This window comes from Methanoculleus frigidifontis (genome assembly GCF_030464345.1).
In the GTDB taxonomy this organism is placed as follows: Archaea; Halobacteriota; Methanomicrobia; order Methanomicrobiales; family Methanoculleaceae; genus Methanoculleus_A; species Methanoculleus_A frigidifontis.
In genome coordinates, this window is the sequence record NZ_VCYH01000017.1 from 20,005 (window position 1) to 34,744 (window position 14,740).

The window sequence follows — 14,740 nt, forward strand, 5'->3', positions numbered from 1 at the left end:
TTATACCGTGTCCCCGAGTTCGAATGCGGCAGCATCGCCGCCAAGCAGCGTGCGAAACGTTTCGGGCGTATCAAGGGCGACGATCTCTCCGCCGTCGACGATCGCCACGCGATTGCAGAGGTGGTCGATCTCCTCGATATGATGCGACGTGAAGATGATGGTAACACCAAGCTCCCGGTTCAGGGCGCAGAGCGCATCCCAGATATCTTTTCTGGATCCGCTGTCCAGGCCCCCCGTGGGTTCCGCCATCAGGAGAAGCGTTGGATTGTGCACCAGGCTCCGGGCAATCTCAAACCGCTTCACCTGGCCGGGAGCGTAGGTCTTCACCGGAAGATCCGCCAGATCCGTAAGCGCCATGCGCTCGAGGATGCTCCGGATGCGGCGGTTCCGGATATCCTCCCCGATGCCGTGAAGCCGTGCATGGAAGTCAAGGTTCTCCCGCCCGGTCATCTGCGGATCGAGGATCTGCTCCTGGAAAACGATTGCAAGACTCCGCCGCACATCACCGAGGTTCCCGAGGATCGCGAACGCGGACCGCTCGGCATACTCCGGCATCGGGATCAGGAGCGTTGTGAGAAGAGCAACGAGCGTGCTTTTCCCGGAGCCATTCGGACAGAGAAGGCCAAAAATCTCACCTTTTCGAACATCAAACGGGATAGGGCCGCGAGCCTGCATGCTGTCCAGACGCCGGATCAACTCTTCGACGGTAACTGCTGTCATGGCACTCACGGGATATCTCGGTATGTGTCCTGTCTCGTTCGGAACGCTCATCTCTTCCCTGACGAAGGCTTCGGGTGCGCTCCTTTCGGATAAACGGAGAGAAGCGGCGTACCTACCGGCCACAGAACGTTCTACGCCGCGTACGGCTGACTACCATTCTATTTAAATTACCAATATATAGTATTACCGAATTTGCAAAGAGAATAGATCTGGCATTTCCGGATATAAGATTCGATTTAAATCATCTGTTTGAGATAGAATCACAGGATATGTACCTATAAGAATGGCCACCGGGAGGCAATCCCGTACAGGATCGATCAACGGAAGACGGTTCCATGCGCCGGAACGGGACGGAGCAACCGTGCATTCCCCACATGAGCCCGGAACAAACCGGAACGCCTCCCTGCGCCGCCCGGAGCGTTCCTGCCGACCGTGATTTCCAGACACCGGCGGCCGGGAACGATCCGCACCGCACCCCATCCTTTTTAAATGATACAGAGCATGAGACTACGACAGACATGGAAAATTCCCTATCCACAGTAGCGATTTTGCCGTTTCCGGCCAGCCAGGAACAGATTATTCTGGCACTCATCGTCATCGTGCCGCTGCTGCTCATCTTCAGCTTCCTGCTGATCAGCGAGGAGGCCTTCGAGGCGATCGGGTTTCGATTTCACCAGGCAGTCCTGATGACCGTCGGTGCGCTCGTCGGGAGTTTCATCAACATCCCCCTCATTCCGCTCGACGGCGCCGTCATTGCGGTCAACGTCGGCGGCTGCATCATCCCGCTCTTCATCACCCTCGAACTGGCTGTCAGGCGCCGGGTAAACCGCTACCATGCGCTGGCCGCGATTGCAGCGGTATCGCTCATCACCTTCGCCTTCGCAACGCCCGTCCCGGGTGTCGGCATCACCATGCCGTTTTACATCGCTCCGCTCGCAGGGGCGGGAGCAGGGCTCCTTCTCGCACGCGGCTGCGGCACCGCGCCGATGCTCGCCTACGCGGGCGGCACGGTGGGAACACTCATGGGAGCCGACATCTTCAACCTGGCAAATCCCGCCGTCCTCGCATCGCTGACCGCCGTCGCCGGGACAACGCTCTCCATCGGCGGGGCGGGCATATTCGACGGCATCTTCATCACCGGCATCCTCGCCGTCGCGCTCGCCGCGTACTTCGGCAGGAGGATCCGGAAGATGAAGATCGCCTGCCCGCAGGACAGCGAAACAGAATCCGGGTGATCCGCCCGGGGGCGTGCTGCGATTTGGCTGATACGTCGTGTGCGTCCATCAGCCTGCACCGCCCGTTCCGGGGACTGCAGGGGCAATCGCGTCGGGGAAGGGGGATGCCCCATGAGCGCTACCCTTCGATACGGCGATTCAAGCGTATCCCGCGTTCTTCCCCTGATGAGGCTTGTCCCGGGGACGACCTTTTTCCCGGGCGTCTCCCCATGCCGTGGACCGTGGCGGCTAATCGCCCCCCGGGGTGGGGCCGACGGGGAGGGGTTTTCCCCTCCCCTGTCTCCCACGAAGATCCGCACACCTCACCCCCCACCTCGCCCGGCCTCCGGCCTCCTCCCCTGGGGGCGGGGGCAGTCATGGCGATACCCAGGCGAAAGCCCATGCCCCCGAATACCCCGGATTGCAGTCATCCGGAGCAATAGATGGGACCGCATCAAGTGCCTGGACCTCGCCGATAGCAACAGGAATTCAGTGCACCCATAGGCTACGGTAGCGTATACAGGAGGCATCACCTCGGCCCCACCCCCATGGCGATATCCCTCACGATACACTGTTCGCGCACATCTGGTCAGACCTGCCCGCCTCATCCCCCCGGTCAAAGAACTTCTGCAGCCAGAGTTCCGCACAGACGATCCGCCAGATCTCGGTCGAGTATGGCGCCTTTCCGTCCAGGAAGTCCCGATAGTTCGCGGCCACGGCATCCGCGTCCCAGTAAGGGCGCGTCCGGAACGCCTGCGATGCGAAGAGATCGAGGACCCGGGGCCGCAGTTCGTCCTTCATCCAGATCTCCTCCGGCGTCACGAACCCCATCTTGTCCATCCGGCAGCGTATCGCGTCGGGCACAAGACCGCGTATCGCGCTCCGGAGCACGTACTTCGTGACGCCGCGGCGGATCTTCTGGTCGAGCGGCAGTGCCGCCAGGTACTCCACAAGCCGGTAGTCCAGGAACGGGACACGCGACTCGATGGAGAATGCCATGGAGTTCCGATCTTCCCAGTGGAGCAGGAGCGGAAGGTTCGTCGCAACGATCTCCCGTTTGAGCACCTCGGCAAGCGATCCCTGGTAGCGGAGCACCTCGGGAGGCTCGCCGCGCAAAAGGTCGCGCCTGCCCTTCCGCACCACCGCCTGCCGGAGCGCCCAGGAGAAGAACCCGCGGTGATGCCGCATGCTCCCCGCCAGCTCGAGCGCTGCCTGCCGCAGGCGCCCTTCCTGGAGGAGGCCGCGGATATACGACGTCTGGTAGGCGATGTAGCCGCCGAGCTGCTCGTCGGCGCCCTGGCCGTCCAGCACCACCTTCACCGAATCACGGGCAAGCCGCATCACGCAGTACTGGGCATAGATGGAGAGCGACGCAAACGGTTCGTCCTGTGCATACAGCAGGTCGCCGATATCCTCCCAGAGGCGGGCGGGGTCCGGGCTCGTCCGGTGGCTCGACACCCCGGTCGCGTCCACGACCACGTCCATAAACCGGCTCTCCGAGAACCGGGGATCGTCGAAACAGACAGAGAAAGTGTTCTGCCGGCTCCCGACACTTGCAGGCGCCTCGGTGCGGAGGAGATCGTTGATCAGCACCGTCAGGGTCGACGAATCGATCCCGCCCGAGAGGCAGGTGCCGACCGGGACGTCCGCCCGCAGCCGGAGCCGCACCGCATCGGTCAGGAGATTTCGCAGACCTTCCCGCGCCGCCTCATCGGTTCCCGGAGCCGATGCCGCCTCGCCGTTCATCGCCACGTCCCAGTAGCGGAACGGTTCTCCGGCCCCGTCCGGCCTGACGACCAGTGCGTGCGCCGGCGGGAGCTGCAGGACGCCGGAGAACATCGTCTCGGCGGTGTGGTCGGCAACCCCCCAGGCGAGGAACGTCATCAGCGCCCGGTCGTTCGGCCGGCGCCCGACGTCCGGGTGGACGAGCAGCGCTTTTATCTCGGAGGCAAAGAGGAACGATCCGTCGGCGACGGCATAGTAGAACGGCTTGACGCCCAGACGGTCGCGGGCGCAGAAGAGCTCTTCGTTCCCGGCATCCCAGAGCGCAAACGCCCACATCCCGTTGAACCGCTGCAGGCAGTCCCTCCCCCACTCCTCGTAGGCGTGGAGGATCACCTCGGTATCGGTGCCTGAACGGAACCGGTGCCCGAGCGCGGCGAGCTCGTCCCGGAGTTCGACGTAGTTGTAGATCTCGCCGTTGAAGACCAGCCAGAGGGATTCGTCCTCGCTTCTCATCGGCTGCGCCCCTTCCTCCGTAAGATCGATGATCGAGAGGCGGCGGTGGGCAAGCCCGGCCCGGCCGTCGATACGGAGGCCTTCGCCGTCGGGCCCCCGATGGGCAAGGCTCGCGGACATGGCAGCAAGGATGCCCGCATCGGGCGGCAGCGACGAGAGCATGAACTGGCCGGCTATCCCGCACATTGGATATCAGTTATCGGTGAACGCTCATGAACGCTCTGGTCGCGTCCTGCCGGTCCGTGACCGCAGAAAAGAGGAGACGATCACTCCGAGCAGGTCTTCTTCAGGCCGGTTCCGTTGATGTCGCAGGACGGGCAGACTTCCGGCTTTCCGTTGACCACACGGTAGGCGTCCGCGAGAACCGCCGAGTTGGCGAGCAGGCCGGCGATGAGGATCACCTCAAGGATCTCCGCCCGGGTTGCGCCTTTTGCCTTTGCCGCCGCCATGTGGTACTCCACGCAGTGGCTGCACTTCAGCGCCGCTCCCACGGCGAGGCTGATCAGCTCGATCATCTTCGGCTCGAGCTGGCTGGTCTCCACGACCGCACTCTTATAGAGGAGATGGGAGATGAGGATCTCGGGCCGCTCGCTCATCCGCTCAAAGATCAGCGGAACTCTTCCGTACTCCTTCTCGATATCGTGGAGCCACTCTTCTGCGATTGCCCCGGTGCCGCGCTCCGAGACGGTCGCGAGTATTCGTTCGAAATCCATCGCTACACCATGATCCGGGTTTCCGAGTACGGTTTGATCCGGATTAATATGTAATTGCGCATTTTGGAAGGGAGAACCTCGGCAATGTCCCCTACCGTCACCCCGTCGGCGATCTCGAGCGCGCGGAGGGCGTCTGCGTACTCCTCGTACGGCAGCTTGACCCGCAGACCGGCGAGCTGGGCGGTCACCGGGGTCGGGTGCGTCAGCAGACTCACTTCCTGCACCTTCTCTTCAAGGATGTCCATCAGCCGCGCCGGAAAGATCGAGAGCGGATCTTTGGCAATCTCGTCCCGCCTGGCGTCGAGGGCACGCGAAACCTCGTCCACCAGTTCGTCGAGTTTCCGTATCTCCTCCGGCCGCTTGAACCGGTGCATGATCCTGCCGACATCACCGACATATCCCTCGACGGGAGGATCGGTTATCCGGGTCAGCGTCTCGCGGTCGGGAGCGCCGGTGAGCACGATCGGCACGTCGACGCCGCGTCGCAGCACCGGGAACTTCTGCCGAAGGCACTCCTCGAAGCTGCCGAGAACGTAGACGGCGAGATCGTGTTCGTTGATGACGTCCCGCTCCTCGGCGCTCAGGTTGGCGATCCGTTTGCCGAATCCCCGGGCAAGGCCGACCATATTGGTCTTGGCACCCGCCCGCCGGAGATACTCCGCGATGTCGCAGGAGGTATGCGGGAGATGGTGGATCTCGAGGCTCGGGCTGACGACGGCGATCTCGGTACCGACGAGCGGCGCTTCGATCACCTCGCCGGCCAGGGGTTTGGCGATCCGCCGGATGAGGCCGACGTCGTCCCGCGGGACAAAGGACTGGAGCACCACTTCCTGCGCCATCACGTGCTTCTGCACGATATACCCTCCGAGATCGTCGATGAGATCGACGATCTCGTCGTGGCGGTAGACCCCGCCTTTATACGTGATCGGAACCAGCGTCGTCACAGGCTCTCCCCCATGCGGGCAAACGTATCGGCCACCAGCGTCTCCACGACGTCTTCGGGCAGGGTGTCCTCACTGGCAACATAGTAAAATTTTGTGCCCCCGACGTGCTGGCGCCGCACCTTGAACCCCTCCGGAGCGATGTACTGCATCGCATAGATCACGTCCTGGTAGATGGATACACTGGGATCGGCCACCACCATATCCTCGATCTCTCCCTGTGCAAACAGCTCTTCCGGGAGGACGACCGTGAACCGGTCGGGCTGATCGACGTTCTCTTTGCCGAACTTCGCCCAGAGACTGGTCAGCAGCGGCGCAAGATACGTCTCGTCGCCGATATCGAGGACGGCTTTTCCTTCCTGAACGTTGATGCCGGCAAAGTCCCGCACCCGCACCCGACGCGGCAGGTGCCGGATCACCCCGGCGGCAACGAAGATCGGAACCTTCGGGTCGACGAAGATGTGGAGTTTCTCAAACACCTTCAGAAGATCGAGGTCCTGCAGGACGTCGGCGGCGATCCGTTTGTAGGCCTCGCCGCCCACCGGATCGCTGCACTCGACCTCGAAGTACTTCAGCGGCGGCATCGTTAGTCCCCTTTGATATAGCCGGAGGCGAGCAGGGCAGAACCGACCGCCCCGATGTACTGCGAGTGCGGCGGGACGACGATATCGGTCTGCAGAAGCTCGCCCATCGCGTGAACCAGCCCCTCGATCAGCGACGTTCCGCCCACCATGATCACCGGCTCTTTGATGTCGACCTCCTGGAGCTGCTGCTCGAAGACCTGTTCGGCGACGCTGTGGCAGGCGGCGGCGGCGACGTCTTCCGGCGAGCTGCCTGCTGCCAGCGCGTTCACCAGGCTCTGCGTCCCGAAGACGATACAATAGCTGTTCATCGGGACGTTCTTGCCGAATCCCTTCAGGGCAAGCGGCCCGAGCTCCGTGATGTCGACGCCGAGCCGCTTTGCGGTCATCTCCAGGAACCGCCCGCTCGCACCGGCGCAGATGCCGCCCATCGTGAACGTCCCGGGGATGCCGTCGATGACACTGATCGCCTTGTTGTCCATACCGCCGATATCGATGACCGTCGACGCACCCCGCTGATGATCGGCGAGATAGACGGCACCCTTCGAGTTGACGGTGAGTTCTTCCTGGATCAGGTCGGCGCCGAGATGTTTGCCGATCAGGAACCGGCCGTATCCGGTGGTGCCGATCGCCTGGATGTCATCGCGCGAAAGGCCGGCCTCGGCGAGGGCGAGGGCGACCACCTCGTCCGCACTCTTGAGCACCTCGATGGTCGGGCGCCACCCGGTTCCGACGACCTTGTTGTCCCGCATCACGACCGCCTTCGTGGTGCTCGACCCGCTGTCCACCCCGAGCGTGATACCGGTCTGCTCCTCCCGGGCAAGGAGCGCACGCCGCCGGGCGATGGTGGTCAGCGCCTCCATCCGCGTGAGCAGCGTCCCGGCGGTCGTCCGTTCGGTGAAGGAGTAGCTGACGACGGGGAGGGTGGAGCGCTCGTGGATGTACCGGCGCAGCTCGTTCCTGACGATCGCCGCCTCGGCGCACCGGAAACAGGTGGCGATGAAGACGGCGTCCGCGTCCACCTTCCCCTCGACGAGTGCTTTCGCACGCGCAATGGCGAGTTTGAGGTCTGCGCTCCTGACATCGAGCCCGAACTCCTGCACCGCCGACATAACGTCTGCGAGCGCTACGTCCGGGAAGAAGATCTCGGCGTCGACCGCGCCCGCCGCCTCGTAGATCTCCCCCTGCACCCCGCTGTACTCGGGGCCGCAGGAGAGCTGGGCGATCCTGACCTTCTGCGTCATGCAGTCTCCTCCGTCTTCAGGTTCGCGAGGAAATCCCTGATGGCGGCGACAAACCGGACACCTTCCTCTTCGCTCCGGGGATACTCCACTTCAAGAATCGGAATGTCCTTGCTCCTGAGCGAAAAAAGGATCAGCTCGTCTGTCCGGGCGCAGCCCATGCACCCGAACGCAAGGTCCGCATCGGTCACGATGACAGCAGCCTCCGCAGCCTCGATCAGCGGCCCGTACACCGACATCCGGCCGCGGACACCGGACGGGACCTCTACGGCCGCATACTTGAGTCCTTTCTTCGGCTCCTCCGGGGTGATCTGCAGCGGCGGCGATTCGACGCCGGCCGTCTGAATCCGCTCCCGGATGGAGAGAGCGGCGCCGAGCGGCTGATGCCCGAACCGTGCCACCAGATCGGAGAGTATCAGACTCGTTGCAGGATAAATAAAGACCTTTGCCATATCTTCAGGACTCCTCAGCTTCTTCGATCAGATCTTTGAGTTTGCGAATATCCAGGAGCGGATGTTTTTCCCGTCTTTCGGCCGGCTGTTCCGGTGCAGCGCCGCCGCCTTTCCCGAGCGCCTCAAGGCCGTGGGAGACGTAGCGGAGCAGCGGGAACTCGGCTTCGTGGCCCAGGTAGCCGGGGCGTGCCCCGCCGAGGTTCGCCCGGCAGCGCCTGGGGTCGCCGGGCGGAAATCCCCGGTCCTTGACGAAGATATGGGCAGGGTCAAACTCCCGTATTCTCCGGATGAGGCGGTCGACCTCTTCGGGCTTCCCGGTGACCTGCAGCCCGAAGCAGGTCTCCTTGATCATCACCCCTTCGGAGACCTCATACGCACGGAGCGCCAGCGCGGAGGGCGTCATCGTCGGCGACTCGACGAAGACGTATTTTGTAACGGTACCCACAAAACGGGGCGTGTAGTCGGCCACTTACGTCACCTCCCTGATGTACACCATCGTACCTTCCTTCAGGCCTTCCAGTTTTTCGATGTCGAGGACGGCACCGATGATATTTGTACCGGAGAACGGCTCCGACGTCGGCCCGAATTCGCGGCTCTCCGTCGTCCGCACCCCGACGAGGCCGGCACCTTTCCGGGAGTCGTTGGTCATGGCGAGGGTGTCTGCAGGCACGACGTCTACCGGGGTATTCTCCGGGATGATACCGATACCCCGTGCGATGGACGGCTTGAAAAGGTAGACATCCTCGAACTTGAAATAAAACGGGATTTTCCCGACGGAATGGGTCTTGAGCCCCGTAACCTCCCGGAGGATGGCGCACGACAGCGGTGCGTCCTCGTCATGCAGACGGATGCCGATCACCCGGTCGGGCGGCAGGGTCGCAACCGCAACCTCGCCCGCTCCCAGAACCTCAAGGGTCGTCGGGGGATCCTGGTCGACCACGACCCGGTCGTCGTCAGAGTCGTCGGAGGTGATCCGGATGCCCCGCTCTGCAGCGATGTTCCGCGCCTCGCCGAGAGAAAGGCCGACGAGGTCGAACTTTTCGGGCGTCGCCCGGATGCAGAAGGTGTCTCCCTCATTCGCGAGAACTGCGAGTTCGAGACCGTGCGTCACCCGGCCGACGACCGTATGGCTGGGGCTTGCAGGAACGTCCGCAGTATAGATATAGACCGCTCCTTCCGACCGGCCGCTCGTCCGCACGGTGACGGCGCCCGCCAGACGCGGTTCGGTCATCTCCGCCGGGACCCTCGTCCGCACGAGGTGCTCGTCCCGGATATGTGTGCTGCTCGAACGGCCGACCGAGAACCGGCCCCGCTGCATAGCCAGGAGAAAATGTTCGGCGCTCTGTGCCGTCCGGGTATCGACACCGCCGGCGGCGAGCCCCTCAACCACGGCCTTCACGTGGGTGACGATACGCATCCCCTCTTCAAGCGGGAGCACAGGATCGGTCGTGGTAAATGCCCGCGACCGGTCGGCCTGACCCCGCAGCCGCTCGAACCCGAGGATCGTATCGCCTTCGGTCCAGCGGTCGATGACGCTCTTCCCGCTGACAACCCGGCCGACGATGCCCCCGCCGGTCGAAGCGCCGTGATCGGCGGTATGGCTCATTCGGGAGAAGATAAGGTACGACCTGCCCGGGTCGTATCCGCCGCACCCGAGGACGACCTCACCCCGCTCGTACCGGTAGGGAAGGCGTGCAGGGGACACGTCCGATCGAAACGGCCCGAACGCGGCCGCATACCGGTCGGCCCAGCGGAGGACAAGGTGCCGGGAAAAGTCAGGATCGTCAAGCGGCAGCCGATACATACCGGAACCGGTCTGCTCTACGATGACGTCCCCCGCTGTCGAGACGATCCGGATCGTCTCGGTCTCTGTTGCTACTTCTTCCGCCGGCCGCACTATCGCAACAATGCACGCAGTATCTCTTTTGGGAAGGAGATCTCCGAGAAGGGTGCCCTCCGGGACGGTAATCTGTTCCTCATCAAGGTAGATCTCCATTCGTCACCTGCCTTCAGGAGGCGGCGCCTCCCATAACTTCTCTCTCGTCCTCCGTGAGCTCTGCGAGAACCTCGGCCGTCGGCCCCATCTTAATGATCTTCCCGCCCCGCATCAGTGCAACGCGATCGCAGATATCCTTCACAAAGTCCATATCGTGGGAGACGACAATAAAGGTCTCGTCCGTCTCCTCGCGGGCATGCATGATCGAGTGCTTCACATCGATCTTGGTGATCGGGTCCATCGTTCCCGTCGGCTCGTCGAGGATGACGATCCGCGGCTCCCGGATCAGGACTTGTGCCAGCGCCACACGGTGCTTCTCGCCCTCCGAGAGCTGGCCGGGGTGGCGCGCCAGGATCTCCAGGGCCTTCTTCTCCGGGAACCCGGCCATACCGAGCGTAATGATCGCCTTGCGCATCGCAAGCTCCTTCGGGAACTCGAGGCCGATGGCATCGGTGAGGTTATCGAGCACCGTCCGGTGCGGGTAGAGGTCGTACTCCTGGTGGAGCAGTCCGATATATGCCTTGGCACGACCCCGCTTTTCGATCCCCGGTTTGGTCATATCGACCCAGTCTTCCCCGATCCGGACGTTCAGCTCACCGCTGGTCGGTTCCAGGATACCGGAGATCAGGCGCGAGAGGGTGGTCTTCCCGGCACCGCTCTTGCCGATGATGCCGAAGATCTCCTTCTCGGCCACCTCAAACGAGACGCCGTTCACCGCCTTCACCACACCGCGGTCGACCGAGAGGTACCGCTTGATGACATCGCGGGCGACCATCACCTTCTCACCGACCTCGGCGACCGTGTGCTGTTCGAGGTCGCTGTAGTCCTCCATGAACCGGTGAATGACCTCTTTCGGCTGCCCGATCTTGATGATCTCGCCTTCCTCCAGGAGGAGAGCCCGGTCGGCGACGTCCTCGATCACCTGCGAGAAGTGCGAGGTGACGACCATGCCCATCTCGTTTGTACGGGCGCTCTCGATCAGCATTTTGTGCACCAGCACCGCCGTCTCGGGATCGAGGGTGCCGGTCGGTTCGTCGGCGAAGAGCAGGACCGGTTCCTTTGCAAGCTGGCGGGCGAGCACGACCCGCTGCTTCTCACCGCCCGAGAGGTCGCGGGCGATGTGCATCATCCGGTGCGAGAGCCTGACCTCGTCGATGAGATCGGCGGCCCGGCCGACCGCTTTCTCGGACGGATAGCCGATATCGTCCAGAGCATGCAGGACGTTCTCGATGACCCGGTCATCGCCGTACAGCGCAAACGTCCTCTGGAACATGATGGCTGTGCGGCGCATGATCCGCCGTTTCAGGGGCGCATTCTCCTCCGCCCAGAAATCAACATCCTGTGCCTTCAGTTCTCCGCCGCATCTCGGGCAGGGCTTGCCGGCGGCACTCTGCACGGTGAGATAGTCGCATCCCTCGCAGGCGGCGATATGGTATATAATCTGCCCGCCCGTCGGGGGTTGGTCGACTCCACGCATCAGGTGCATCAAAACGGTCTTTCCGGATCCGCTCCTGCCGATAATCCCTACAATCTCTCCCTCTGCAATCTCAAAGCTTATATTTTTCAATGCACTATTGCCATTGAAATCCATACAGAGGTTTTTGACCGTTATTAATGGGTTCATCGCAAGCTCCTCGTTACACTATTGTTGTGGTCGTATCATATTATGTTTTATATCGTACCAGTATCCGGCGCCGAACCATCGCCGAGAAGGGTTTTGATGATACCCGGTACTTCGGTGACATTTCTGATGACGTAGTCGGTGCTGCGGTACAGCACTTCAGGCTTCGTATCCGACTGCTCCGCCGAAAGGATGGCCACATCGGCTTTTTTGAAGGCATGGAGGTCGTTGATCGCGTCACCGACCATGACCACGACGTCGTACTCCTTTCGCAGGTCTTCGACGATCTGTGCTTTCATCGACGGCGTAGCAATGCCGTACACGCGTTCCCGCGGTATCCCGAGATAATCAGCCATCTTCTCGAGCTTTACCACCCGGTCGCCGGAGGCGATGTATGCCGGGATACCCATCCGGTGCAGCTCGCTGATCGTCTCTTTCGCACCGTCGAAGGGTTTGCCGCCCGTGGTGACCGTAAACTCGATGCCGGGCAGGTCCATGTTCAGGATCACCCCCGAGTTGAGCGTCACGATCGATTCCTGCCTGCAGCTCTTCCAGACCTGGCGGATGCACTCCTGAAGGTCACCGACGCGGGCACCGGTGTCGGTGTAGAGCGCATCGGCAACCTTCTCGGCCGGGACCACGCGGGAGGCGCATGCGACGCCGAATCCGATCCCGTTCTCCACGAGAAACGCCGCGAGCGGGGTATCCGGCGGTGCGTCAACGACATCGCGCGAGTGGAGGTGGAGCACCACAAGAGCCCTGCTTTCGCAGGCGAAGGTGAGGGTGGTCGTCTCCATGTCGATGAGCATCTCGGCGCTCTGCACGTTTCGCGCTACGCGGAAGGTTTTCAGGAGTGTTCCTGCACTATCAAAGACAACGGCAACCGACATACAGCTTTCACGCCAACAGTTCTATGTAGTATTGTATCGTCTCTTCCTTGAAGATGTATGCTGCTGAATGAAACGGCGGAGCGTATCCGGACGATGGAGATCCGGGGGGCGGGACGGATCGCCCGGGCTGCTGTGGAAGCCCTTGCCGGGTATGCCGATACGCTCGACGCCACCGACCTTGCTGCGTTCCGCTCCGGGATGCAGGAGGCCGCCGAAACCCTCCTTGCCACACGGCCGACCGCCGTTTCACTGCCGAACGCGGTGCACGCCGTGATGGCGCCGCTCTCGGCAGCAGACAGCCTGCCCGAGGCCCGGGACGCGGTCCGGCGGCGGGCGGACGCGTTCGTCACCTCGTCGCTCCACGCCGTTGAGCGGATTGCGGATATCGGTGCACGCCATATCTCCGACGGCGATACCGTTCTGACGCACTGCAACTCGGAAGCGGCGCTCGCCTGTATTCTCGAAGCCCACCGGCAGGGGAAAGACCTTACGGTCTACGCAACCGAGGTCCGGCCGCGGAACCAGGGCCACCTCACCATCCGGGCGCTCGACGATGCGGGGATCCGGACAAGCTTCATCATCGACTCCGCGGTCCGCTCGATCATGAACCGGATCACCCTCGTCGTCGTCGGCGCAGACGCCATCACGGTCAACGGTGCGGTGGTGAACAAGATCGGGACGGCGCAGATCGCCCTCGCCGCGCACGAGGCCCGGACGAACGTCGTCGTCGCGGCCGAGACCTACAAGTTCGCCCCCCGGACAGTTCTCGGCGAGCTGATCGAGATCGAGGAGCGATCGCCCGCCGAAGTCCTCCCTGAGGAGATTGCCCGCACGCTCAAACACGTCACCGTCAGAAACCCGGCCTTCGATGTCACCCCTGCGGAGTACGTCGATCTCATCGTGACCGAGAAAGGAGCGATTCCCCCTGAGCTCGCCTACACGATCATCCGGGAGTATCTCGGCTGGAATATCGAAGACTTTCAGAGACAACTGGTTCTGGATCACCGCAACCAGGACTAAAACCCCGGATGCGGGGCGTAACGGTTTATCACCTGCCGCTCCCTATACCTACGGAGGATGATTGCGATGGAGATTACCTTTGCCAAACTCCAGGGAAACGGGAACGATTTTATCCTGATAGACGAGCATGACGGCGAGATCATTCCGGACGAGATGAAACCGCAGTTCGCAGCGCTCTACTGCGACCGGAGGTTCGGGATCGGGGCCGACGGCGTCCTGTTCCTGCAGCCGTCGGAGCGTGCCGACGTGAAGATGCGCCTCTTCCAGCCCGACGAGAGCGAGGCCGAGATGTGCGGGAACGGCATCCGGTGCCTGGCGAAGTACGCCCACGATGCCGGATACGTGAAGGAGTCCTGCACCGTCGAGACGATGGCGGGCATCATGCCGGTCACCATGGGCTATGACGAGGAAGGGAACGGGTTTACCGCAACCATCACCATGACGAATCCGGTGTTTGACCGCAGCAGCGTTCCCGCGACCGGCGAGGGCGAGTACGAGGAGACGATCGCCGGCCACACGGTGTACGCCGTCAACACCGGCGTCCCGCACGCGGTGGTCTTCATCCGCGAGCTCGGGGCGGTCGATATCGACCGGATCGGGCCTGCCGTCCGCAACCACGCGACGTTCCCGCAGGGGGCGAACGTCAACTTCGTCGAGATCGGCGGGGACGGAACCCTCCGGATCCGGACCTTCGAGCGGGGCGTCGAGGCAGAGACCTTCAGCTGCGGCACGGGGGCAACGGCGGCGGCGGCGGTCGCCAACCACCGGGGATTCGCCGGCAGCACCGTCGAGGTCGAGACGAACGGCGGGCCGCTCGTCATCCGCCTCGGCGAGACGACGACGATGGAAGGGCCTGCCGAGACGGTATTTGTCGGGACGATATCGTTTTAGCGCTCAGAGAATAGCCATCATTTCTTTTTTAGGGACACTCCCAAACATGCCCGGAGATCGGTCCGGATCCCGCGACGGATGAGAGGTGAAACTCTTTCGCAGAAACTAGCTCCATCTTGCGCACTACCGACGCTTCCGGGTGAAGTGCGTGGTGAGGGATACCTTCGTAGGGGCAGGGGAGGGGGCATGCCCCCTCCCCTGGTACCCCTCCGCCGACACGAT

Annotated in this window: 14 protein-coding genes; 3 read left to right on the top strand and 11 right to left on the bottom strand. The window is 62.7% G+C overall.

Annotated features, from left to right (window positions below; all coding sequences use genetic code 11):
- A complete protein-coding gene (locus tag FGU65_RS15435; RefSeq protein ID WP_301665395.1) occupies positions 1-720 on the bottom strand; it encodes an ATP-binding cassette domain-containing protein in 720 nt (239 codons plus the stop codon).
- Between the two features lie 548 nt (positions 721-1,268).
- Between FGU65_RS15435 and FGU65_RS15440 the strand changes: the two genes are divergently transcribed.
- The gene (locus FGU65_RS15440; RefSeq protein ID WP_301665396.1) at positions 1,269-1,955 is read left to right on the top strand and encodes a DUF1614 domain-containing protein; all 687 of its coding nucleotides are present in this window, start codon (positions 1,269-1,271) and stop codon (positions 1,953-1,955) included.
- Positions 1,956-2,495: 540 nt separating this feature from the next.
- Here FGU65_RS15440 and asnB read toward each other — a convergent pair.
- From asnB to FGU65_RS15490, 10 genes are all read right to left on the bottom strand, one after another.
- A complete protein-coding gene (gene asnB, locus FGU65_RS15445; protein ID WP_301665397.1) occupies positions 2,496-4,358 on the bottom strand; it encodes an asparagine synthase (glutamine-hydrolyzing) in 1,863 nt (620 codons plus the stop codon).
- An 80-nt stretch (positions 4,359-4,438) separates the two neighbouring features.
- Positions 4,439-4,885: a carboxymuconolactone decarboxylase family protein gene (locus tag FGU65_RS15450; RefSeq protein WP_301665398.1), complete on the bottom strand. Its 447-nt coding sequence runs from the start codon at positions 4,883-4,885 to the stop codon at positions 4,439-4,441.
- A gap of 2 nt (positions 4,886-4,887) precedes the next feature.
- Positions 4,888-5,829, bottom strand: coding sequence for a methanogenesis marker 7 protein (locus tag FGU65_RS15455; protein ID WP_301665399.1), 942 nt, complete (start codon positions 5,827-5,829; stop codon positions 4,888-4,890).
- Positions 5,826-6,410 (bottom strand): methanogenesis marker 17 protein, encoded by a 585-nt coding sequence (locus tag FGU65_RS15460; RefSeq protein ID WP_301665400.1) that lies wholly within the window; start codon positions 6,408-6,410, stop codon positions 5,826-5,828. The genes FGU65_RS15455 and FGU65_RS15460 overlap by 4 nt, the downstream gene beginning before the upstream one ends.
- Before the next feature lie 2 nt (positions 6,411-6,412).
- A complete protein-coding gene (locus FGU65_RS15465) occupies positions 6,413-7,651 on the bottom strand; it encodes a methanogenesis marker 15 protein (protein WP_301665401.1) in 1,239 nt (412 codons plus the stop codon).
- A complete protein-coding gene (locus FGU65_RS15470; protein ID WP_301665402.1) occupies positions 7,648-8,100 on the bottom strand; it encodes a methanogenesis marker 5 protein in 453 nt (150 codons plus the stop codon). Before FGU65_RS15470 ends, FGU65_RS15465 begins: the two co-directional genes overlap by 4 nt.
- Before the next feature lie 4 nt (positions 8,101-8,104).
- Positions 8,105-8,569 carry a methanogenesis marker 6 protein gene (locus FGU65_RS15475; protein ID WP_301665403.1) on the bottom strand — a complete coding sequence of 155 codons (465 nt, stop codon included), beginning with the start codon at positions 8,567-8,569 and terminating at the stop codon, positions 8,105-8,107.
- Entirely contained in the window at positions 8,570-10,096 is a 1,527-nt protein-coding gene (gene mmp3, locus FGU65_RS15480) for a methyl-coenzyme M reductase-associated protein Mmp3 (RefSeq protein ID WP_301665404.1), read from the bottom strand. It abuts the gene before it with no gap.
- A 13-nt stretch (positions 10,097-10,109) separates the two neighbouring features.
- Entirely contained in the window at positions 10,110-11,720 is a 1,611-nt protein-coding gene (atwA, locus tag FGU65_RS15485) for a methyl coenzyme M reductase system, component A2 (protein WP_301665405.1), read from the bottom strand.
- A 47-nt stretch (positions 11,721-11,767) separates the two neighbouring features.
- A complete protein-coding gene (locus FGU65_RS15490; RefSeq protein ID WP_301665406.1) occupies positions 11,768-12,607 on the bottom strand; it encodes an HAD family hydrolase in 840 nt (279 codons plus the stop codon).
- A 57-nt stretch (positions 12,608-12,664) separates the two neighbouring features.
- Between FGU65_RS15490 and FGU65_RS15495 the strand changes: the two genes are divergently transcribed.
- Together FGU65_RS15495 and dapF are read left to right on the top strand one after the other, a co-directional pair.
- The gene (locus FGU65_RS15495; RefSeq protein WP_301665407.1) at positions 12,665-13,627 is read left to right on the top strand and encodes a ribose 1,5-bisphosphate isomerase; all 963 of its coding nucleotides are present in this window, start codon (positions 12,665-12,667) and stop codon (positions 13,625-13,627) included.
- Positions 13,628-13,693: 66 nt separating this feature from the next.
- Complete coding sequence (dapF, locus tag FGU65_RS15500; RefSeq protein ID WP_301665408.1) at positions 13,694-14,518, top strand: diaminopimelate epimerase; 825 nt, start codon at positions 13,694-13,696, stop codon at positions 14,516-14,518.
- Positions 14,519-14,740 lie beyond the last annotated feature (222 nt).

Bases quoted from the DNA above. Each gene is read 5' to 3' on its own strand.
- FGU65_RS15495 (WP_301665407.1), top strand. From the start codon at position 12,665: ATGCTGCTGAATGAAACGGCGGAGCGTATCCGGACGATGGAGATCCGG.
- FGU65_RS15490 (WP_301665406.1), bottom strand. From the start codon at position 12,607: ATGTCGGTTGCCGTTGTCTTTGATAGTGCAGGAACACTCCTGAAAACC.
- FGU65_RS15435 (WP_301665395.1), bottom strand. From the start codon at position 720: ATGACAGCAGTTACCGTCGAAGAGTTGATCCGGCGTCTGGACAGCATG.
- asnB (WP_301665397.1), bottom strand. From the start codon at position 4,358: ATGTGCGGGATAGCCGGCCAGTTCATGCTCTCGTCGCTGCCGCCCGAT.
- dapF (WP_301665408.1), top strand. From the start codon at position 13,694: ATGGAGATTACCTTTGCCAAACTCCAGGGAAACGGGAACGATTTTATC.
- FGU65_RS15465 (WP_301665401.1), bottom strand. From the start codon at position 7,651: ATGACGCAGAAGGTCAGGATCGCCCAGCTCTCCTGCGGCCCCGAGTAC.
- FGU65_RS15470 (WP_301665402.1), bottom strand. From the start codon at position 8,100: ATGGCAAAGGTCTTTATTTATCCTGCAACGAGTCTGATACTCTCCGAT.
- mmp3 (WP_301665404.1), bottom strand. From the start codon at position 10,096: ATGGAGATCTACCTTGATGAGGAACAGATTACCGTCCCGGAGGGCACC.
- atwA (WP_301665405.1), bottom strand. From the start codon at position 11,720: ATGAACCCATTAATAACGGTCAAAAACCTCTGTATGGATTTCAATGGC.
- FGU65_RS15450 (WP_301665398.1), bottom strand. From the start codon at position 4,885: ATGGATTTCGAACGAATACTCGCGACCGTCTCGGAGCGCGGCACCGGG.
- FGU65_RS15460 (WP_301665400.1), bottom strand. From the start codon at position 6,410: ATGCCGCCGCTGAAGTACTTCGAGGTCGAGTGCAGCGATCCGGTGGGC.